Source organism: Halorhabdus utahensis DSM 12940, assembly GCF_000023945.1.
In the GTDB taxonomy this organism is placed as follows: Archaea; Halobacteriota; Halobacteria; order Halobacteriales; family Haloarculaceae; genus Halorhabdus; species Halorhabdus utahensis.
The window spans coordinates 2,359,160-2,379,365 of sequence record NC_013158.1 but is presented as its reverse complement, the minus strand read 5'-3'; the positions used below and the strand labels follow the sequence as shown (position 1 = coordinate 2,379,365).

At 63.5% G+C, this 20,206-nt stretch carries 20 protein-coding genes, 1 tRNA gene and 1 pseudogene; 8 read left to right on the top strand and 14 right to left on the bottom strand.

The window, feature by feature from the left end; all coding sequences use genetic code 11:
* Window positions 1-53: 53 nt before the first annotated feature.
* The 4 genes and pseudogenes from nrdR to HUTA_RS15165 all read left to right on the top strand — a co-directional run.
* On the top strand, window positions 54-536 hold the full coding sequence (gene nrdR, locus HUTA_RS11450) for a transcriptional regulator NrdR (protein ID WP_015790072.1): 483 nt from the start codon (window positions 54-56) through the stop codon (window positions 534-536).
* The gene (locus HUTA_RS11445) at window positions 533-2,980 is read left to right on the top strand and encodes a ribonucleoside-diphosphate reductase subunit alpha (protein WP_015790071.1); all 2,448 of its coding nucleotides are present in this window, start codon (window positions 533-535) and stop codon (window positions 2,978-2,980) included. The genes nrdR and HUTA_RS11445 overlap by 4 nt, the downstream gene beginning before the upstream one ends.
* A 39-nt stretch (window positions 2,981-3,019) precedes the next feature.
* On the top strand, window positions 3,020-4,012 hold the full coding sequence (locus tag HUTA_RS11440; RefSeq protein WP_015790070.1) for a ribonucleotide-diphosphate reductase subunit beta: 993 nt from the start codon (window positions 3,020-3,022) through the stop codon (window positions 4,010-4,012).
* 229 nt (window positions 4,013-4,241) lie between these two features.
* Window positions 4,242-4,594, top strand: a pseudogene (locus HUTA_RS15165) (IS4 family transposase); the annotation flags it as partial.
* Window positions 4,595-5,060: 466 nt separating this feature from the next.
* Here the strand turns inward: HUTA_RS15165 and hypB are convergent.
* Genes hypB through HUTA_RS11410 form a run of 5 tightly spaced genes read right to left on the bottom strand, consistent with a single transcriptional unit; the run spans window position 5,061 to window position 8,913 of the window.
* Window positions 5,061-5,954, bottom strand: a complete 894-nt coding sequence (gene hypB, locus HUTA_RS11430) for a hydrogenase nickel incorporation protein HypB (RefSeq protein ID WP_015790069.1) — start codon at window positions 5,952-5,954, stop codon at window positions 5,061-5,063.
* Window positions 5,955-5,975: 21 nt separating this feature from the next.
* Window positions 5,976-6,398: a hydrogenase maturation nickel metallochaperone HypA/HybF gene (locus HUTA_RS11425; protein ID WP_015790068.1), complete on the bottom strand. Its 423-nt coding sequence runs from the start codon at window positions 6,396-6,398 to the stop codon at window positions 5,976-5,978.
* 1 nt (window position 6,399) lies between these two features.
* Window positions 6,400-7,497, bottom strand: a complete 1,098-nt coding sequence (gene hypE, locus HUTA_RS11420; protein WP_015790067.1) for a hydrogenase expression/formation protein HypE — start codon at window positions 7,495-7,497, stop codon at window positions 6,400-6,402.
* Window positions 7,498-7,506: 9 nt separating this feature from the next.
* Complete coding sequence (gene hypD / locus HUTA_RS11415; RefSeq protein ID WP_015790066.1) at window positions 7,507-8,628, bottom strand: hydrogenase formation protein HypD; 1,122 nt, start codon at window positions 8,626-8,628, stop codon at window positions 7,507-7,509.
* The gene (locus HUTA_RS11410; protein ID WP_015790065.1) at window positions 8,629-8,913 is read right to left on the bottom strand and encodes a HypC/HybG/HupF family hydrogenase formation chaperone; all 285 of its coding nucleotides are present in this window, start codon (window positions 8,911-8,913) and stop codon (window positions 8,629-8,631) included.
* A gap of 305 nt (window positions 8,914-9,218) precedes the next feature.
* On the opposite strand from HUTA_RS11410, the gene HUTA_RS11405 reads away from it, so the two are divergent.
* Both HUTA_RS11405 and HUTA_RS11400 read left to right on the top strand, forming a co-directional pair.
* The gene (locus HUTA_RS11405; protein ID WP_015790064.1) at window positions 9,219-9,413 is read left to right on the top strand and encodes an HVO_2922 family protein; all 195 of its coding nucleotides are present in this window, start codon (window positions 9,219-9,221) and stop codon (window positions 9,411-9,413) included.
* Between the two features lie 346 nt (window positions 9,414-9,759).
* Window positions 9,760-12,465: a cation-translocating P-type ATPase gene (locus tag HUTA_RS11400; protein ID WP_015790063.1), complete on the top strand. Its 2,706-nt coding sequence runs from the start codon at window positions 9,760-9,762 to the stop codon at window positions 12,463-12,465.
* A 158-nt stretch (window positions 12,466-12,623) separates the two neighbouring features.
* On the opposite strand, the gene HUTA_RS11395 is transcribed toward HUTA_RS11400, so the two are convergent.
* Window positions 12,624-13,799, bottom strand: a complete 1,176-nt coding sequence (locus tag HUTA_RS11395) for an inorganic phosphate transporter (protein WP_015790062.1) — start codon at window positions 13,797-13,799, stop codon at window positions 12,624-12,626.
* A gap of 107 nt (window positions 13,800-13,906) precedes the next feature.
* Between HUTA_RS11395 and HUTA_RS11390 the strand changes: the two genes are divergently transcribed.
* Window positions 13,907-14,326, top strand: a complete 420-nt coding sequence (locus HUTA_RS11390; RefSeq protein WP_015790061.1) for a universal stress protein — start codon at window positions 13,907-13,909, stop codon at window positions 14,324-14,326.
* A gap of 36 nt (window positions 14,327-14,362) precedes the next feature.
* Here the strand turns inward: HUTA_RS11390 and HUTA_RS11385 are convergent, their stop codons facing one another.
* The 3 genes from HUTA_RS11385 to HUTA_RS15655 form a co-directional block, all read right to left on the bottom strand.
* Window positions 14,363-15,454: a hypothetical protein gene (locus HUTA_RS11385; RefSeq protein WP_015790060.1), complete on the bottom strand. Its 1,092-nt coding sequence runs from the start codon at window positions 15,452-15,454 to the stop codon at window positions 14,363-14,365.
* Window positions 15,455-15,512: 58 nt separating this feature from the next.
* Window positions 15,513-15,785, bottom strand: coding sequence for a DUF2061 domain-containing protein (locus tag HUTA_RS11380; RefSeq protein ID WP_015790059.1), 273 nt, complete (start codon window positions 15,783-15,785; stop codon window positions 15,513-15,515).
* 125 nt (window positions 15,786-15,910) lie between these two features.
* Window positions 15,911-16,057, bottom strand: coding sequence for a hypothetical protein (locus tag HUTA_RS15655; protein WP_015790058.1), 147 nt, complete (start codon window positions 16,055-16,057; stop codon window positions 15,911-15,913).
* Between the two features lie 188 nt (window positions 16,058-16,245).
* Between HUTA_RS15655 and HUTA_RS15650 the strand changes: the two genes are divergently transcribed.
* Window positions 16,246-16,398: a hypothetical protein gene (locus tag HUTA_RS15650; RefSeq protein ID WP_015790057.1), complete on the top strand. Its 153-nt coding sequence runs from the start codon at window positions 16,246-16,248 to the stop codon at window positions 16,396-16,398.
* A gap of 560 nt (window positions 16,399-16,958) precedes the next feature.
* Here the strand turns inward: HUTA_RS15650 and HUTA_RS11375 are convergent.
* From HUTA_RS11375 to HUTA_RS11355, 5 genes are all read right to left on the bottom strand, one after another.
* Window positions 16,959-17,029 (bottom strand) — tRNA-Pro (locus HUTA_RS11375).
* A gap of 52 nt (window positions 17,030-17,081) precedes the next feature.
* Window positions 17,082-17,969 carry an RNA-guided pseudouridylation complex pseudouridine synthase subunit Cbf5 gene (locus HUTA_RS11370; protein WP_015790056.1) on the bottom strand — a complete coding sequence of 296 codons (888 nt, stop codon included), beginning with the start codon at window positions 17,967-17,969 and terminating at the stop codon, window positions 17,082-17,084.
* Between the two features lies 1 nt (window position 17,970).
* Entirely contained in the window at window positions 17,971-18,549 is a 579-nt protein-coding gene (gene cmk / locus HUTA_RS11365; protein WP_015790055.1) for a (d)CMP kinase, read from the bottom strand.
* 85 nt (window positions 18,550-18,634) lie between these two features.
* Window positions 18,635-19,510 (bottom strand): DUF106 domain-containing protein, encoded by an 876-nt coding sequence (locus tag HUTA_RS11360; RefSeq protein WP_015790054.1) that lies wholly within the window; start codon window positions 19,508-19,510, stop codon window positions 18,635-18,637.
* Between the two features lie 28 nt (window positions 19,511-19,538).
* The gene (locus HUTA_RS11355) at window positions 19,539-20,192 is read right to left on the bottom strand and encodes an adenylate kinase (RefSeq protein WP_015790053.1); all 654 of its coding nucleotides are present in this window, start codon (window positions 20,190-20,192) and stop codon (window positions 19,539-19,541) included.
* Window positions 20,193-20,206: the final 14 nt, after the last annotated feature.

The following is a 20,206-nucleotide window of genomic DNA, read 5'->3' as shown; positions in this document are numbered from 1 at the left end:
TTCGCGTTGACTCCAAGATATAGGGCCTCAACGGGGGTTCAATAGTGACAACCATGGACTGCCCCGACTGCGGGAACGATCGCACGCACGTCCTCGACACGGAACCGAGTGCCGACGGAACCTCGATTCGGCGACGGCGGGAGTGCCAGGACTGTGGCTTCCGGTTTACCACCTACGAACGACTCGAGTGGGAGTCCCTGCAGGTGAAAAAACGCGACGGAGCCATCGAACCGTTCGACCGCGAGAAACTCAGGGCGGGCATCGAACGGGCCGTCGAAAAGCGACCGGTCGACGAGCAGGCCGTGACAGCGATCGTGGATGCCATCCACGACGCACTCACCGAACGCGAGGGACGGATCGTCACCACGACCCAGATCGGCGACCTGGTCTCCGAGCATCTGCGCGAGCGCGACCAGGTCGCGTACCTCCGCTTTGTCTCGGTGTACGAGGCGTTCGCCGACCCGGAAGAGTTCCGACGGGAACTCGACGCCGTCCTCGACGCGGAAACTGACCCGCCCGACGATTCAGACACATGAGCCACCAGACACCAACTCAAACGGACCGAATCGCATCGATACTCGATCGCGCCACCGACGGCGAGCCGACTGTCACCGAGTCGGATCGGACCGCCCTCCGGCGAGCGATCGACGAGAACTGCTATGCCGGTGCCGACCGCGCCGAGGTGTACGAAGCCATCCTCGGGACGCTCTCGGCCCGCATCGAAGCGAAACCGGCCTACAAGCGCGTCGCTGCGCGCGTCTTCCGACAGCGCTATTACCACGAGGTGATCGGCGAGGACCTGACCGGCACCGAGCTGGATCGCGCCTATCGGACTATCTTCCGGGAGAACATCGAGCGCGGGGTCGCGACCGATCTTCTCGACACCCGACTGGTCGACCGTTTCGACCTCGACGCGCTCGCCGAGTATCTCGCGCCCGAACGGGACGAACACTTCGAGTACCTGGCGATGGAGACACTGTATCAACGGTATTTCCTTCGAACGAACGACGGCGAGCATCTGGAACTCCCCCAGGCGTTCTGGATGCGCGTCGCGATGGGGCTGGCCGTCGAGGAGGACGACCCGAATGCCCGCGCCAAGGAGTTCTACGACGTCCTCTCGAAGCTCGAATTCACCCCTTCGACGCCCACCCTGTTCCACAGCGGAACAACCCATCCACAGCTGTCCTCCTGTTATCTCACGACCGTTCCGGACGACCTGGAGGGGATCTTCGACGCCTACAAGCACCACGCGCAACTCTCGAAGTGGTCCGGCGGCCTCGGCAACGACTGGACGCCGCTGCGAGCCGAGGGCGCGCTGATCGAGTCTACGGGCGTCGAATCGACCGGCGTCGTCCCGTTCCTCCGGATCTCCAATGACGTGACGGCGGCGATCAACCGCTCGGGGAAGCGTCGCGGGGCGGCCTGTGCGTATCTGGCCATCTGGCACCTGGATTTCCCGGCGTTTGTGGATCTGAAGCGGGCGACCGGCGACGAACGCCGCCGGACGCCGGACATGAACACCGCCGCGTGGATTCCGGACCTCTTCATGGAGCGCGTCCAGGCCGGCGAGTCCTGGACGCTGTTCAGCCCCGACGAGGTGGGAGACCTCCACGAGGCCACTGGTGAGGCGTTTGCCGAGAAATATCGGGAGTACGAGCAGGCGGCCGAGAATGGCGACATCGAGAACTTCGAGACTGTCGAGGCCGCCGAATTGTGGCGCACCCTTCTGACGCGGCTGTTCGAGACCGGCCACCCGTGGGTGACGTTCAAGGACCCCTGCAACATCGGCTCGCCGCAGGACCACGAGGGGACCATCCGCTCGTCGAATCTCTGTACGGAGATCACGCTCAACACGAGCACCGACGAGCATGCGGTCTGCAACCTCGGGAGTGTCAACTTCGCGACGCACATGCGAGACGGTGAACTCGATCGCGACTACCTCGAAGACACCGTCGAGACCGCGATGCGGATGCTCGACAACGTCGTCGACCTGTGTTTCTACCCGACCGAGGAGGCCGAAGACTCCAACATGCGTCACCGGCCCGTCGGCCTCGGCACGATGGGCTTTCACGAGGCGCTGATGGAGATCGGTGTGCCGATGAATAGTAACGAGGCCGTCGAGAAAGCCAACCGGTGGCAGGAGTTCGTCGCCTACCACGCGATCCGCACCTCCTCTGAGCTGGCCGGCGAGCGCGGTGCCTACCCCTCCTTCGAGGGCTCGAAGTGGGACCGTGACATCCTCCCGCAGGACACCGTCGACCTGCTCGAAGAGGAGCGCGGCCGCGAGATCCCGACCGAGCGGACCGAGACCCTCGAGTGGGACGCCGTCCGGAAGTCGATCGCCGAGCACGGCATGCGAAACTCCAACACGATGGCCATCGCGCCGACGGCGACCGTCTCGACGATCAACGGCACCACGGCCTCGATCGAGCCCCAGTACTCGAACCTCTACGTCAAATCGAACATGTCCGGGGACTTCACGATCGTCAACGACCACCTCGTCGCCGACCTCCGGGAACGGGATCTCTGGGACGACGAGATGCGCGACCGGATCAAGTACCACGACGGCTCGATCCAGGAGATCGAGGCGATCCCCGAGGACCTCCGGGAGTTGTATCGCGGGGCCTTCGAGATCGACCCCCGTCACCAGTTGCGGCTGACGGCCCACCGCCAGACGTGGATCGACCAGTCGGTTTCCCACAACGTCTTTTTCCCCTCGACGGACGGCACCCTGCTGGACGACATCTACACGACCGCCTGGGAACTCGGGCTGAAGACGACCTACTACCTCCGGACGCTGGGGGCCTCCCAGGTCGAGAAGTCCACGCTCGATCTCTCGGAGTACGGCAAGACCCAGCATCGTGACGCGAGCGGCGATCCCGAGGACGGGACGACCCGATCGAACGAGACAGACCGCGACCAGGGCGGGCACAGCGACCTCGCCAGCGTCGAGGACCCCACCTGTGACGCCTGTCAGTGAACTGCGCGCGGACTGCAATCCCCACAGCGCCATCCACCCATGCCAATAATTGACACTGCCGCCGAGCACGACCCGAACAAGATCCTGCCGATCGACTACGACTGGGCCCGCGAGTACTACGAGGCGGGCGTCAACAACAACTGGGTTCCCGAAGAGATCCCCATGCAGGACGACGTCGCCCAGTGGAACGGCGACGAACTGACCGACGCCGAACGCCAGCTCGTCGAGTGGAATCTGGGCTTCTTCTCGACGGCCGAATCCCTCACCGCGAACAACCTCGTGCTGGCCCTCTATGAGTACGTCACCGCCCCGGAGTGTCGCCAGTACCTCCTCCGGCAGGCCTATGAGGAGGCCATCCACACGGACACGTTCATCTACTGCTGTGACTCGCTTGGCTTCGAGCCGGAGTACCTCTACGGGATGTACGACCGCGTCCCATCCATCGAGGAGAAGGACCAGTTCGTCGTCGACCTGACGCGCTCGATCGACGACCCCGAGTTCACGATCGACGGCGATTCGGACGTGCGGGACCTCCTGCGTGATCTCGTCGGCTTCTACGTCATCATGGAAGGGATCTTCTTCTATGCGGGCTTCGCCATGATGCTCGGGCTCAAGCGGCAGAACAAGATGGTGGGCATCGGCCAGCAGTTCGAGTACATCATGCGCGACGAGTCCCTGCACGTGGGTTTCGGCGTCGACCTGATCGACCAGATCCGAACCGAGAACCCGGGCGTCTGGACCGACGAGTTCGATAGCGAGGTCATCGACCTGATCAAGGAGGCCGTCGAGTTGGAACAGATCTACGCCCGCGAGGCCTGCCCCGAGGAGATCCTGGGGATGAGTGGCTCGCAGTTCGCCGACTACGTCGAGTACATCGCCGACCGCCGACTCGATCAACTCGACCTGCCCGAGCAGTACGGCACTGAGAACCCCTTCCCGTGGATGTCCGAGCAGGTCGACCTCAACAAGGAGAAGAACTTCTTCGAAACACAGGTCACCGAGTACCAGAGCGGTGGGTCACTGGAGTGGTAGACTGAACGGCAACGAAACCCCTTGTCTGTCACCTGGAATCTACTGGTATCAGTGCTCGCAAAAGTCGATATCACTTTTTGGTGAGAATATCTATACCGCCGCCAGAATCATATTAACCATTCTGTGACGCTCTCCACCACAGTTGTGGTTCATCCGTTCTAGTTTTACGAAGAATCCAGTTGCAGTCTGTTAATTCGATATCGTCGTAACTACCCGGTTGAGAAAACCGGTGGGAAGTGTGACTTACTCCCCACCGGACTCGGTAGTTGTTGACCGGATTCAAAGAGCGTTTCCGATGACTTGCGCGAGCACGCTCGCGCAACGAATCTCGTCCAACGAGAGCGGGAGTTCGACATCGTTGCGCTGTTTTAGACACTCTCGTTTGGCTTCGCTACTGGCTCAGACCGGTCTTTGCAAGCATTTCTCGACCGCTACGTCGAGATGGCTAACTGCGACGAACTCTCCTACGCATCCTTCCACGATTGGTTCGAACCGCGGTTCGTTGCACTCCTTCGAGAGATTCTCGATGACGCTATCGAGAATCTCGATACCGGACGAGCCGAATTGAACGGACGTCTCGAAATCCAAATCCACACAGACAACGGTTACCCGGAGACGTTGAATCGGGTGAGTTCGCCTTTGACCGCCACTAAACTAGAACGGATGCAACAATTTTTATTATCTTTGTCTATTTTGAATTGTCATATGGAAAAAGTCGAACTCCTGTTTCAGGCAACGACGGTCTGGCTCGTCGCCGTGCTCGCCATGGGGGAAGTAGGTGGTCCAGACCCAGGTCTGTTTGCTTGGAGTGTCTGGGCCGTCACAATGAGTGCGTTTTATCTTGTGCCGGCTTACGTCATCTGGCGTTTCGCTGCCGTTTTTCGTGAACGCGTCTGGCGACGCTGGATGGGTTTTCTCGCTAGCGAGTGAGTACGGTTTATTGCCCCTATTGTGTAGATACATAAGTCTAATTAAGGTTGTTATAATATATAAGCAAATTCCTAATCTAACCAACTACGCCTCGGAAATGAGAGAGGAATAGCCGATATCAGTCGTGTGAGTGGGCGTGTCCGTGATCGTCCTCGTGTGCATGCTCGCCGTGATCGTGCGTGTGGCTGTGCCCGGTCCCGGCCACGTAGGCCTCGTGATCGCTCGCGTGGACGTGGCCCCGCTCATCGAGAAACGCAGCGAGTTCGTCCAGGCCGTCGCCGTGTTCGGCGCTGGTCCGGAACGTCGGCATCTCGGGGGCGATCTCGCTCACGTCCGATTCCATCAGGTCAAGATCAGCATTCACCGCCTCGGCGATGTCGACCTTGTTGATCACCGCGCCGTCGCAGGCCTGAAAGAGGAGGGGATGCTTGCGCACCACGTCGTCGCCCTCCGTGGCGGAGACGACCAGCACGCGAGCCTGCGCACCGAGCGGGAAGTCCGCCGGACAGACCATGTTGCCGACGTTCTCGATGTACAGGGTATCGAGTGCATCGAGATCCAGGTCCTCCAGCGCACCCTCTACCAGCCCCGGATCGAGGTGACACTCCTTGCCCGTGTTGACGTTGGCGACGGAGACACCCAGTTCCCGGAATCGGGTGGCGTCGTCCTCACCGGCCACGTCGCCGACGATCACGCCGATCTCCTCGTCGTCGGGCGCTCGCTCGATGAGGCGCTCGATGAGACGGGTCTTGCCGCTGCCGGTCGCCCCGAGGAACTCCGCGACGAAGATTCCGTGGTCGTGGACGACCCGCTCGTGGAGGTCGTCGGCCTGCTCGGCGAACTGGGCGAGGATGTCCGCCTCGGCGTCGCCAGCGTGTTCGTGATCGTCCTCGCCATGCCCCATCCGATGGGCTCCCAGCGGCCCGAGCACGCCGGAATCCGACAGCAAACGGTCGAGCAGGCGGTCGATCGGCGTCGCATCCGTGAGTGGGTGTCGTGACGTGTGATACATTGTATTGTCTTGTATACGCAGTCAATCGGTCGTGTTCGCGTCAGGCGAGCCGGCGGCGTCAGGGTCGCTCCCGTCGTCCGTCTCTGGCAGCGTGACGCTCATCAGCCGGCACTCGTTGCCGGCCTGGAGTTCGAGGCGGGCGTCACATTCAGGACAGGTCAGGTTCGGCGCGTACGCCAGCGCACGATCGATCTCCCCCGGCTCGCCGCTCCAGCCACAGGCACACTCGGCGTAGGCGGGCTCGGTCTCGATATCGATTGTCAGGTCGCCGTCGGTGATCGTCGAGTCCGCGGCCGCTTCGAGACAGGTCTCCAGCTGGTCGGGATTGACGTGGCTCGCTTCGCCGACCGAAACAGTGATACCCTCGAAGGTATCGGCTCCGTGGTCGGCCGCGGCTTCCCGGGCGGCGTCGAGCACCTGCGTCGCGATGGAGAACTCGTGCATGTCAACAGATTCTGGGGAGCTGTTCGCCTTCGGGCGGGGAGAGGTACCGGCGGCCAAAGCCGGTATCGAGGACGACCTGGCCGGTGTGATCGTCGACCACCTCGCCGACGATGGCTGCGTCCTCGCCTTTGGGGTTGTCTCTGAGCGCGTCCAGTACGTCCGCGGCGTCCTCACTCGCGACGCCCATCACGACGACGCCCTCACAGGCCACGTCGAACGGTTCGATGCCGAGTACCTCGCCGGCCGAGGAAACCGGCCCCGAGACGGGGACGGATCGCTCCTCGACGTCGATGCCCACGTCGGCCTTGCTCGCCATCTCGTTGAGGACCGTCGCGAGCCCACCGCGGGTCGGATCTTTCATCGCCGTCACCTCGCCGGCATCCATCGCCGCGCGGACGAGGTCGTTGACCGGCTGGACGTCGCTCTCAAGGTCGCCGCCGAAGTCGAAGCCCTCGCGTTCCGAAAGCAGCGAGATCCCGTGATCGCCGACCGTGCCCGAGACGATGAGCCTGTCGCCGACGGAGAGCCCGGCGTCCGGGACGTGGCCGCCCTTCGGGACGACGGCGACGCCAGTTGTGTTGATCGCGAGCGTGTCCATCTCGCCGCTACCCATGACCTTCGTATCGCCGGTCGTGACCGTCGCACCGGCTTCCTCGCAGGCCTCGCGCATCGATTCGGTGACCCGCTCGACGGTCGTCTGTGGCGTGCCGGCCTCGATGATGAGGGAACTCGTCAGCGCCAGGGGCTCGGTCGCGCCCATCATCGCCAGGTCGTTGACCGTCCCCGAGACCGCCAGCCGGCCGATGTCGCCCCCGCGGAAGAACAGGGGGGTAACGACGTGACTGTCCGTCGTGACGACCACCGAGTGGTCGTCGTCGATCGGCTGGACGCTGCCGTCGTCCAGGGCAGCAAGCCCGACATCCGCCGCCGCATCGGCAAACTGGGACACGGCCACTGCATCGACTAGCTCGGTCATCTGTCCGCCGCCCGCACCGTGGGCGTGGGTGATGACCTCGTCGTCGTCAGTGTAGCCATCACTGTTGGCGTCGCCGTCGGTCTCGACTGCGTCGTCCTCGCCGACGTTCTCTGTATTCGTCATTCGATCACCTCAGAGATCCGGCTGGCCGCCGTATTCGAGCCAGATCTTGCAGGTCCCCTCACTGGAGACCATGCAGGCCCCCACGGGGTCCTGGGGCGTACACTCCTCGCCAAAGAGCTCGCACTCGTCAGGGTCGGCCTGGCCGGCCATGATGTCACCGCAGATGCAGTCCTCGGTGAGCGGGTCGGCCGCGCCCGGATCCACGTCGATGTCGAAGCGCTCCCGGGCGTCGAAGTGGGCGTAGTCCTCGGAGAGGACCAGGTTCGCGTCGGGGATCTCGGCGATCCCGCGCCACTCGCCGCTCGTGGTGTCGAAGACCTCCCACAGCTGTTCCTTGGCCGGAACGTTGCCCTCCCGTGAGACACACCGGGGATAGGCGTTCTCCAGGCCGGCCTCGTCGTCGCGGATGAACTCCAGCAGGCGCGCGAGGGCGTACAGCACGTCGATCGGCTCGAAGCCGCCGACCACGGCCGGGGTGTCGTACTCCTCGACGAAGTCCTCGAACAGGCCGTAGCCCGTTATCGTTGCGGCGTGACCCGCCGCGAGGAAGCCGTCGACGTCGGTGTCCGGCATCTCCGCGACGACCTCCATCGCCGGCGGGACGTACTTGTGGGCCGAGAGGACGGAGAAGTTCTCTGGCGGGTCCGAGGTGAGCACGGCCGCCGTGGGTGCGGCGGTCGTCTCGAAGCCCGTCGCGAAGAAGATGACCTCCCGATCGGGTTCTTCCTCGGCGATCTCGGCGGCCTCGCTGGCGCTGTAGACCACACGAACGTCCGCGCCCTCGTCTCTGGCGTCGGCGAGGCTCTTCTCGGTCCCGGGCACGCGGAACATGTCACCGTAGGTGGCAACGATCTTCCCCTCCTCGGCCAGCGCGACGGCCTCGTCCACCTCGGGCATGTTGGTCACGCAGACCGGACACCCCGGCCCCATCCGGACCGTGAGGTCGTCCGGCAGGATCGAGCGCAGGCCGAACTTCGCGATGGCCTGCTCGTGGGAGCCACAGACGTGCATCACGTTGACCGGCTCGCCGATCTCGTCCATCAGCGCCTCGAGTTCGTCGGTCAGCTGTTCGGCCTTTTCGGGGTCGCGAAACTGGAGTTCGTCGTCCCCGCTTTCGGCGTTCGTCGCCATCTATCGGCCCTCGATCCCAAGTTGTTCGCCCTCGCCGGCCCCGATCTCCTCTAAGGCCTCGTCCTCGTCGCCCTCGAGGAACGACTCGTAGATCTCCATGGTCTCTTCGACTTCATCATCCGGGATCTTCCGGATAGCGAAGCCGGCATGATTGAGGATGTGATCACCCACCTCGACCGCCTCGTCGACGACGTCGATCCGGACGGTCTTCTCGACGTCCCAGAACTCGGCGCGCGCTTCGTTGCCATCTATTTCGATTATCTCTCCCGGGATTCCTAGACACATATGGTATCACCTGTTTCCGTTGTGTTCGCGCTTTCGGCATGGTTCCGTCGGAACCGGTCAATCCAGCCGCCCGGCGTTCGCCCTTCACTGGCTCGTTGGGCGACTGCGCCGGTATAGCCGGATCCCATACGAAAAGACAAGGTATCAGGCTACTTGAGGGTGCGCCCTGTTGTAGGCCGCTGAAAACTGCGATGATCATCGATTGGGGTTTTGAAAACGTGCGCCACCGATCACCCGACATCGATCGCGGGACCCGAGATGAGCCCCCACTCTCTTGGCCGTTGGCTGTGTAGGCTTCTCTGACCATGCCAGCCAACGCACGCTTCGAGTTGTTCCTTGATCGCGCCGACGAGTGGCGGTGGCGACTCGTCGCATCGAACGGCGAAATCATCGCGGACAGTGCCGAAGGATACGCCGCCAAACAGGGTGCTAAACGCGGGATCGAGAGTGTCAAACGGGTGGCTGAAGACGCGGCCGTCGTCGACACCGCCGGGGAGTGACCCGCCTCGGTCTGGGCTCCCGAGGAACTGCCGGCAAGATGTCGCTATATCCGGCGAATTCTCGGCGTTGGGGTGCGCTCGCACAGGAATCGCCGATATCGCGCCTGCGACGGTCATCCCGGGAGAGCGGAGTCCTAACCGTCGAATCGGGCAGTCTCGGGTGAATTGTGTGTTTTATTACCCCGAGCGTCATTGATGTGGACGATTGTCGCATGTACGAGACGGGTCCACCGACGAACCGTGAATCGAGACGTGCCATTGTGCAGTCGACGCTCGATGCGTCGGCAGGCAAACGTAGACCGGCCGCCGTCACGAACCGCCCGGCGGCCCGGTCTTGGGAGGGACGATGAGCGAGGAGGAACCCGAGACAGGCTGGCACAGTCGCTCCGTCGAGTCAGTCCTCGATGCCCTTGACTCGGGAACGGAGGGACTCAGCGAGGACGAAGTCAGTCGCCGGCGTGAGAAGTACGGCCCCAACGAGATCCGCGACGACGACGAGATCTCGCCGCTCGCCATCTTTATCGATCAGTTCCGTGACGTCCTGATTTACCTGCTGATCTTTGCGATGCTGATCTCGCTGGGCGTTGGCTTGCTGCCCGATCACTCGCCAGAGTACGTCGACGCGGCGCTGATCGCGCTCATCCTGCTGGCCAACGGGATCTTCGGGTTCGTCCAGGACTACCAGGCCGAGAAGTCCATCGAGGCGCTGAAGGATCTCTCGACACCTGACGCGACCGTCATCAGGGAGGGCGAACGCCATATCGTCGACTCCGCGGAAGTCGTGCCGGGTGACGTGATCGTCGTCGAAGGTGGGGACGCGATCCCCGCCGACGCGCGACTCATCGAGTCATCCAGTCTGGAAACCGACGAGTCCGCACTGACCGGCGAGAGCGCACAGGTCACGAAAGACACCGAGCCCGTCGCCGAGGACGCCCCGATCGCCGAGCGCACCGACATGGTGTACATGAACACCTCGGCCGTCCGTGGCCGGGGGCAGGCGGTCGTAACCGAGACGGGGATGGACACCGAGGTGGGGGCCATCGCCGAGCAGCTCAGCGAAACCGAAGACACCCAGACGCCGTTCCAGGAGGAAGTCGACCAGCTCGGCCGCACCATCGGGGCCGGAATCATGGCGATCATCGTCTTCGTCGGGATCATCCAGTTGCTGTTCACCAGCGCCGGCCCGATCTCGACGTTGCTTGTCGCGATCACGCTCGCCGTCGCCGCCGTGCCGGAAGGGTTGCCGGCGGTCGTGACGCTGACGCTCGCGCTCGGGTCCCGGCGGTTGCTCACGAAAAACGCCCTCGTGCGTCGACTGCCGGTCGTCGAGAGCCTCGGGTCGGTCGACGTCATCCTGACGGACAAGACCGGCACGCTGACAGAGGACGAGATGACCGTCCGGCGGATCTTCACGAACGGCCGGGAATACGACGTCACCGGAACGGGGACGACCCCGACCGGCGAGTTCGAGCACGACGACGAGGAAGTCGAACCCGATCCGCTCGAACCGATCCTGCGATGTGGGACCATCTGTAACAACGCCGAACGCGCGCCACCGGACGAGGACGATGCCTTCTTTGGCGATCCGACCGAGGTCGCACTCAAAGTCTCGGCGGAGAAGGCCGGCATCGACCCCGACATCGAGCATGTCCGGGAGGTGCCGTTCTCCTCGGCGCGCAAACGGATGACCGTCGTCACCGGCGACGGGACGGCCTACATGAAAGGCGCGCCGGCAGTCGTGCTCGAACGGTGCGACCGGATCCGTGAGGGCGGCGAAATCGTCGAACTCACCGACGAGCGCCGCCAGGCGATTCTCGATCGCAACCAGTCCTTCGCGAGTGACGCCCTGCGCGTGCTCGGGTTCGCCGAGAAGTCAAATGTGGACGCCGAAGCCGAGGACGACGAGATCGAGGACGGCATGGTGTTTCTGGGCCTCCAGGGGATGATCGACCCTGCCCGCGAGGAGGTCCCGGCGGCCGTCGAAGACTGCCGGAGCGCCGGGATCGACGTGGTCATGGCAACCGGCGACAACCGCGAAACCGCGATCGCGATCGGCAAGGAGATCGGGTTCGATCCCGAGGGGGCGATGACGGGCGCGGAAGTCGAGCAACTGTCCGACGCGGAACTCGCCGAGGCCGTCGAGGACGTCGAGATCTTCGCGCGGATGGCCCCCGACCAGAAGGTCCGTGTGCTCGAAGCAGTGCTTTCCCACGGTCACAACGTCGCGATGACCGGCGACGGCGTCAACGACGCGCCCGCCCTGAAGCGGGCCGACGTCGGCGTCTCGATGGGCGAACGCGGGACGGACGTCGCTCAGCAGTCCAGCGACATGGTGTTGCTCGACGACAACTTCGCGTCGATCAGAGACGCCGTCGCCGAGGGGCGGGGCGTCTTCGACAACATCCGGAAGTTCGTCAACTTCTTGCTCTCTGCGAACGCCGGCGAAGTCCTGGCGGTGTTCTTCGGCGTGTTAATCGGGAGCGCACTCTTCCCCGATCAGTTCTCCAGCGGGTCCGAGGCATTGATCCTGACGCCAGTGATGTTGCTGTGGATCAACCTCGTGACGGACGGCCTCCCGGCGCTGGCGCTGGGCGTCGATCCCAAGACCGACGGGATCATGGATCGACCGCCACGGGGCGCTGACGAGCCGGTGATCAACCGCCACAGCCTGGTGTTGATCCTGACTTTCGGTCTCATCTACGCGGCGATCGGCCTGCCGCTGTTCTTCCACGGGCTCTCGGAGAGTGGCGATATTATCGTCGCACAGACCCTGTTGTTCACCTTCATCGTCATCGGCGAGATCATCCAGGCCCAGATCCTGCGGTGGCCCTACGGCCTGTCACTGTTCTCGAACAAGTGGCTGGTCGGGGCACTCGGGAGTTCGATCGTCCTGCATCTGGGCGTGCTGTATACGCCCGTGAACACGTTCTTCAGCGTGACACCGCTTGGCTGGACCCACTGGCTCTGGATGGCCGCCGCGGTCGGCGCGTTCACCGTCCTCGGGACGGCACTGGTACTGGGTCTCGACCGAATCTACGACGAACACGCCTGAGCGCGATCGAACAGTTTTCCCCGCTGGGTCGGCTTCGAAAGCGCACCCTGCGAGACGACATTGTTAGGGCACTGTGAAGCGATCGTCGGGTTCCTCCGTCGCTGATTTGGGGAGCGTGAGACGCGGTACTCGCATCGTGAAACGGCAGGAGCGCCGAGTCAGACCGTCCCGGCGATCGGCAGGACGACGAACGTGGCGTAGGACATGGCCGTCGCGACCGTCGGGCCGATGATCCAGAAGGCGACGAACCGGACGACGACCGACGGGTCGAACAAGTCGCCGGTCTCCTGAAGTTTCTCTCCGGATTCCTCACCGATGGCCGGTACCTCCTCGTCGGTCTCGGCCGCGAGGGCGTCGACGGATGGCGTCGTGTCGATATCCCCGCGGGCGAGTTCAGTCGCCGTCGCCGGGCGCGTCGCCCGCCCCCACCCGAGGCCGACGATCGTCATGACCGTCGACAGCGCCAGGCTGATCGGGATCCCCATCGCCGAGGCGATGGTCGTGATCGTCGCGCCGATCACCATCACGACCATCGCCGCCAGCAGGGGGAGGTCGGTGATCCCGTTGCCGACGGACTCCATCGTCCGCCGGGCGATAGTGAACGACCCGAGCCCGATCGTGGCCGTTCCGAGAATGACGGCCGGACCCGGCTCGAGCAGGCCACCGCCGACCAGCGGCGCGACGGCGTTGGCCACGTTCGACGCGCCGGCACTGAATGCCATGTAACACGCAATGAGAAGGACGACGATCGTACTCACGAACTCACGTGTCGTGGTTCCCGGCCCGAGTCGCGGCATCGGAACGAGGCCGGATCGCTCGACGGTGACGAGCGGTCCTTCGGACTGCTCAAGGGCGAAATACTGGTCGAGGTACGGGTAGATGTACCGGCCGACGATCGAGCCGAGCCAGAAGCCGACGACGGGGGCGATGAGCCACCAGACGGCGATCTCGCCCAGGACGGCCCAGTTGAGCGTTTGGGTCGCGAGGCCGAGACCGGCGATCGCGCCGACCGCCGTCATCGACGTCGAAACGGGCACGCCGTAGAGATTCGCCACGAGCATCCCGAGGCCGATGAACGTGAGGACAACGATGCTGGCTTCGATCGAGAACGCGGCCTCCGGGACGATATCGCCGCCCAGTGTCTTGATGACTTTCCGACCCACCGTCCAGCCGCCGAGGAAGACGAAGCCGGTCATCAGTGCCGCCGCGCCTGTCTTGCTGACGACGTTCGCGCCGACCGAGGGGCCCCAGGCCACGCCGGTCGAAGAGCCACCGATGTTGAACCCGACGAACCCGGCCGCCGCCAATCCGACGAACAAGAGGAGAGAAACCATATGGAACTGTTCCCGCGTAAGCAGTGTATATGTTCTGGAACGGCGAGCGGAGATTGGCGAGTGGACCGACGTCATAGTTTTATGACGCTGTCGACCGTATTGAGCGTATGATTTCCCGCGTTCTGGTTCCGATGGACGATTCCGAGATGAGCGAGAAGGCCCTCAGATACGCACTCGAAGCGTATCCCGACGCCGAGGTGACAGTCTTACACGTCGTCGGCGAGCCCTCGCCGATGATGGGTCAGGCAGTCCGGCTCGCGCTGGAAGACGACATCCAGAAGACGGCCGAAGAGCTCGCCGAAGCCCTGCTCGATCGTGCCCGCGAGATCGCCGCCGAATACGACGCCGAGATCGAGACCCAGGTCGGCTGGGGGAGTCCGGCGAAAGTGATCGTCTCACGAGCCGAGAGCTTCGATGCGGTTGTCATCGGCAGCCACGGCGGATCGCTGGCCGAGCAACTGTTCGTGGGCAATGTCGCCCAGAAAGTGTTCCGCCGGTCGCCCGTCCCCGTCACGACGGTTCGGTAGCCAGACTCGCTCGGCGGGTGAGCCACCGCGACAGAGTCACTCCGGTACGGACTCGAAATCGACCGCGAACGTGACGGTCCGGTCGTCGGTGCTGACCAGTCGAAGGTCGGCGTAGGCGTCGATGGATCGCTCGGCGAGATAGAGTTTCAGTCCACTGTGACGCGTGACTGGTTCGAACAGCGCCGCCTCGACGTCCGGCGGAAGGGTAGCCGGCGTGGCCGTAAACCGAACGACGAGGTGGCCGTTCTTTCGCTCACATTCGCAATCGATCCGGCCGTCACCCTCGGTGACGCTGGCGAGGGCTTCCAGAAGCAGGGCAACATCCTTCTCGATCGAGTCGCCTGCCAGCACGTCCGGCCCTTCCTCGAACGTGGCGACGGAGACGCCCACATCTAACGCCGTCGTCTGGCTGGCGCGTTCGATCACGGCACACAGGTCAGCGACCGGTGAGATCCCTGCAGTCCCGTTCGCCGGGCCGAGTTGATCGACGTGTTCGGCAACGGTTTCGATGGTCTTGACGCGGTCCTCGATCGTGTCGATGTCATCGCGTACACCGTCAGCGTCCCGCCTGACAGCCCCCTCGTTCACGCTGCGCTGTAGCTCGTCGAGTGCGAAGTTGATGACTGTCACCGAATTGTTGACGTAGTGCCGCAGGACAGTAGTGAGTTCGTTCCAGCGATCGCGTTCGTCCTCCATGGACGCCAGTCGCGATTCGGCCCGTGTCGCCTCCTCGGCACGGGTGAGTGCACGGGCTTCGAAGGCCCCGATCGTCGCGCCGAACAGCGAGCCCATGCCGATCGAGACCTGAACGATGTGCAGGAACTCTTCGAACGTGACCGCGTCCTGTACGAGGGGTTGGGCGACGACGAACACCATAAGCAAGCTCACGGCACCGAGGGCAGTCCAGGCGAGGATGCGCCGATTGCGGGACGGCGAAAACGACTGCTCGGACAGCCAGTACCCGACGTACACCAGTCCGACGCCCGCGCCGCCGGCGACGACGAGGTTGGTCACGATGTGGGCCGTCGGGACGGTATTGATCTCGTGGATGAGAAAGTGAACCACCGCGAAGCTGACCAGACCCGCACCGCCGACCACGAGGACGGTTGCGACCTGTCTCGTCTGCATTACCTCCAGATGTTTCGGCGCAGCCAACAAAAAGACCACTCACGATCGTGTCAACCGACTATGACGCCTCGTCCGGGGTCAGGCCCCACGTGACCCGATCCCAGAGCCGTTCGTACCCGTAGTAGGTCCCGGTCTTGATGACGTTCGCGACGAGGCCGATACTGAGTGCGTCGCTCGTATTGCCCGTGAACAGAAATGCAACGCTACTGGTGATCATCACCATCAGCGTCCGATACAGGAGGGTTTTGACGAGTGCCCGTGACATCCGCTGCTGTGGGGACCGCGTGACGATCCCGCCGGTTACCCGCCCGAGCCAGTCGAAGACACCCATTGGTGATACATCATCGAGCGGTCTCGAACAAAATAGCCGTTGTGCTGAACGGGTTCGCTTCAATAGTGGGCTGGCCGAAGGAATCGGCCACCGTTCGTCCCATGGCGGACGTTGACTGGGAATCGCTACCGCGTTCGTTCGGAGGGGTTCGCCAGCATGCGACCGCCACAGACCTCACAGGCGACCGGGCGGCGATCGCCAGTCGTTTCCCATCCGCATTTCGCACACTGGAACGTGTACGCCGACTCCTCGGCATCGTCGTCAGCTCCCATCGTTTCGACCCGTCTCTCTCGTGGTGGAAATCGATTTCGGAAAATGTTGCTGGATATGTCACGAGGACGACGCCTGGGTCGATGGTCGTGGTGTGGTGAGGAGATCGCCCACGATGCAGCCACCCCTTCATAAACGGCGAAGCACTTCGAGGGAAACGCTATATTGGGTTCGTCCCCTACCCACGCGTATGGATAGCGAGCGTGGAAAGTCGATCACGCCAGCGGGCAAGCAATCGGCCGTCACCGTCGAGGATCACCTCCGGAACGCACTCAACGCGACCGAGGACGAAACCGTGGAGTACCACATCCACACCGCCCTGGAGATGCTGACTGGCGATTGAGCGAGGGAGTGGATCGGTGTTTGGAGGGGGCTCGAGGGTGAGTGCTGGTCGTCGGTAGTGGGCTGTGCGCCGACTGGATCAGTGTCTCCCTTCGTTCCTCCCTTGTCCATGAGCCTGCGCGGGCGGCCGGGCTTTCGTGCTGTTTCCGTCGCTCGTCGGCTGCCTGGGATATCACTGCGCACGGCTTTCAGGTACTGCCTCCGGCGTTGCGCGCCGTCGGCCCGCTCGCTCTCGGGACCACACATCGATGATCTGCGGGTCATCTTCTCGATCGATCACGGGCAACTCGTCACCATCCTGAGCAGCGTCCTCGATAGCTTCGAGGTTGCGCGGTTGTGAACCGATCGACCCACTCGGTATGTCCTAGACGGCATACGCACCGAGGTAGTCGATCAGACACCGATACGACGTTTCTTCGGGCAACGTCGAGCATACGCGCGAGCGAAGCGAGCGCGTTTCACTGCGAGCGAGCCGAAGGCTCGCGAGCAGATGTTTTTGGTCCAGCTTTTTGCAAGGAGGGTGCCGACAGGCACCCCTCCGCAGTAAAAAGGTGGTTGTAGTGGGGCCGCCGAGATTCGAACTCGGGTCCGACGCACCCCATGCGCCGAGGATACCGCTACCCTACGGTCCCGTGATTCGAAGAATGACTGAGCCGGAGTTAAGGCCTTCGTTTCGTCGTGGGCCTAGACCAACACGCGTTCCAGTTCGACAACGGTCCCCTCGTCGGCGTCCGGGTCCCCCGCGAGGGTCCCCAGACACACCGCTGCGCCGTTGGGAATGTAGCAGGCGACGAGCGGTTCGGCGGCGGGATCGAGGTCGTCGTCGGCGTCGATGACGCCCGGCGCGTAGATGGGTGCGCCCTCCGCCACGGATTCCGCCGCGCTCGGGGCAATCGTGACCGACGGGAGGTCGACCAGCGCGCGTTCGGCGGGCTGGACCACCTCCCGTAGCGGGTCGGGGTCGTCGTCCTCGCGCCACCACGCCAGGGCGTCGACGAAGTCGTGCATCGTGACCAGATCAGCATCGTCGAAGGGATCGGTCGCCGCTCGGCGGAGGTCGCCCATGTGCGCGCCGGTACCGAGCGCCAGCCCCATGTCGTGACAGAGCTTGCGGATGTAGGTCCCACTCTCACACCGGATCGAGAGCAGCGCGCGGCGATCCTCGGCTTCGAGAACGTCCAGGCGGTGGATCTCCCGGGAGCGCAGCCGGCGGACGACGGCGCTCTTCTTCGGCGGCTTCTGGTAGATCTCGCCCTCGAACTCGTCGGCGACGGCCTCCAGGGTGGAGGGGTCAGCCAGGCGTTCGTGGAGCTCGAGGACGGCGACGTACTCCTTGTCGCTGTCGTCGAAGACCTGGGCCATCCGGGTGGCGTCGCCCAGCAGCATGGGGAGACAGCCGGTGACTTTTGGGTCAAGCGTCCCGGCATGGGCCGCCCGTTCGACGGTCGCGAGGTCACGCACCCAGGCGGCGACCTGGTGGGCCGAGGGGCCCGGCGGTTTGTCGAGATTCAAGACGCCGAATGAGAGGAGTTCGGCCGGCGATCGGTCCTCGGGGGGCCCACGGAGTGCCATGTTAGAAGTCGTACTCGACGCCCTGGATGGGGGCTTTGCCCTCGTCGCCGTTCTGGTCGTAGGACTCGACAGCGTGGAGGACGACGCTCAACATGCCCTGGGGGCTCCAGCGGGCGGTGTTGATCGCCAGGTCGTAGATCGAGAGGTCCTCGATGTCGATGTCGTAATACTCCCGATAGCGATGGGCTTCGCTCTCGGCACGTTCCCTGGTCTCGGTGCGGGCCTGTTCGACGGGCTTGTTCTCCCGTTGGGAAATCCGTTCGGCCCGGACGGAAAGCGGGGCGTCGAGCCAGAGCTTGAGATCGGCGTGATCGCCGGCCATCCAGCCCGCCAGTCGGGATTCGAGGACGAGGTCGTCCCGGTCGCGGGCGACGTCACGGAGTCGTCGGTCGAGATCACGGTCGATCTCGTCGTCCTCCTCGGCCTGCTTGTTGAGCTCCAGGGGCGTCATCCCGCGTTCGTCGGCGAGCGAGCGAAAGATGTCGCCGCCGCTGACGTGATCGTAATCCAGTGCGTCAGCGAGGCTCGCCGCAAGCGTGCTCTTGCCGCTCCCGGCCGGTCCGGAGACGGTGATCAACATACCTGACGTGAGGTGCTGACGCTAAAAGAGGTTGCGTCTCGTGGGCGGCGCGGTCCGCGGACGGCACCGAAAAACGGCCCGGCAGTCACGTCGGCGTCGTCTGGACGTTCAGCGCCTTGCGGATGATCTGGGTGAAGCTGAGCGAGCAGATGAAATACCAGAACAACCAGGCCGGCCACGGGCCGAGCGTTCCGGCACCCCACCGCGAGATCTCGCCGAAGAACGGCATGATGATGACGAACTCGCCGCTCGCCAGGTTCGGGACCCGCCAGTACATCCACAGGAAGACCGGGATCGTCAGCAGCATGATCCAGACCATCGGGCGGAACTGCTTGGTGAACGCCCCAAGCTGGTCGCCCATCATCTCCATCTGTTCTTGCTGGATGCGATCGAGTTCCTCCTGATCGTCACGCTCTTTGGCAGCCTTCCGCCGCTCTTTGAGCTCTTCCATCTTCTCCTGGTGCTGGCTCATCCCGCTCATGTCCATGAGATTGTCCTGCAAGAGCGTCGACCACAGTCCGGTGAGCGTCGCCAGCACAAGGATGACGACATAAAACGGCAACAATGCTTCCAGCGGGCCGAGGATGAGATCAAGCGTCTCGCCGACGACGTTCCGAACTGACGTCATCGAGTAGCCCAGAAACAGCGCGATGACACCGACACCGGCGAGTTTGTCCCAGGTCGACCAGCCGTCGTCGTCATCTTCGGCGTCGGGATCAGCCTCCTCGAGCGCGTCGTGAACGCCGTCGGGATCGTCGATGACGAACCCGTCGCCGTCGGCGTCGACGAGCAGTCCGGTCTCGATGAGGCGACCCCACTGGCCACTACTCAACTCGTCGCTGACGTCACCCCACGCGACGGTTCCCTGCTCTTCGGCCGTTTGGAGCACCGTCTGGATCGCCGTCTCCATGCTGGCGTCCTCGGCCACGAGCCGATCTATCTTCTCGCCTGTCCGTGGCATTATAGAGCCTCTTGTGACTGGGGATAAATCAACTTTGTAGTTCGTCTTCGACGGCGTCTTTGAGATCGGCCCAGACAGCATCGAGGGACTGTTCGCCGTCGATCTCGACGAACGCCTCGCGGTCGCTGTAGTACTCGATGACGGGTTCGGTGTTCTCGGCGAAGACGTCCAGGCGGTTCCGGACTGCCTCCTCCTGGTCGTCCTCACGCTGGATCAATTCGCCACCACACTCGTCACAGACTCCGTCTGCATCTGGCTGGTCGAACTCGACGTGGTAGTTCTCGCCACAGTCCGAACAGACCCGCCGGCCGGTCAATCGATCGACGAGTTCCTCCTCGCCAACCGACAGTGAGGCGATCACGTCCAGATCGGTCATCGTTTCGAGTTCCTCGGCCTGCTCGAGGTTGCGGGGATACCCGTCCAGCACGAACCCGTCGGCGCTGGTCAACGCTTCCTCGACGATAGCGGTGACGACCTCGTCGGGGACGAGCTCGCCCCGGTCCATGTACTCGCCGGGCGTGTCGTACTCCAGGCCGAGATCGGAGATATCCATCCCCTTGTTCGATCGGAGTGCGTCGCCTGTCGTGACGTGTTCGATGCCGAACTCGGAGACGAGATTCGAACTCTGCGTGCCCTTGCCTGCGCCTGGTGGACCCAGAAGCAAAATCTTCGGATTGCGCATGTGGCCGGGTTGGC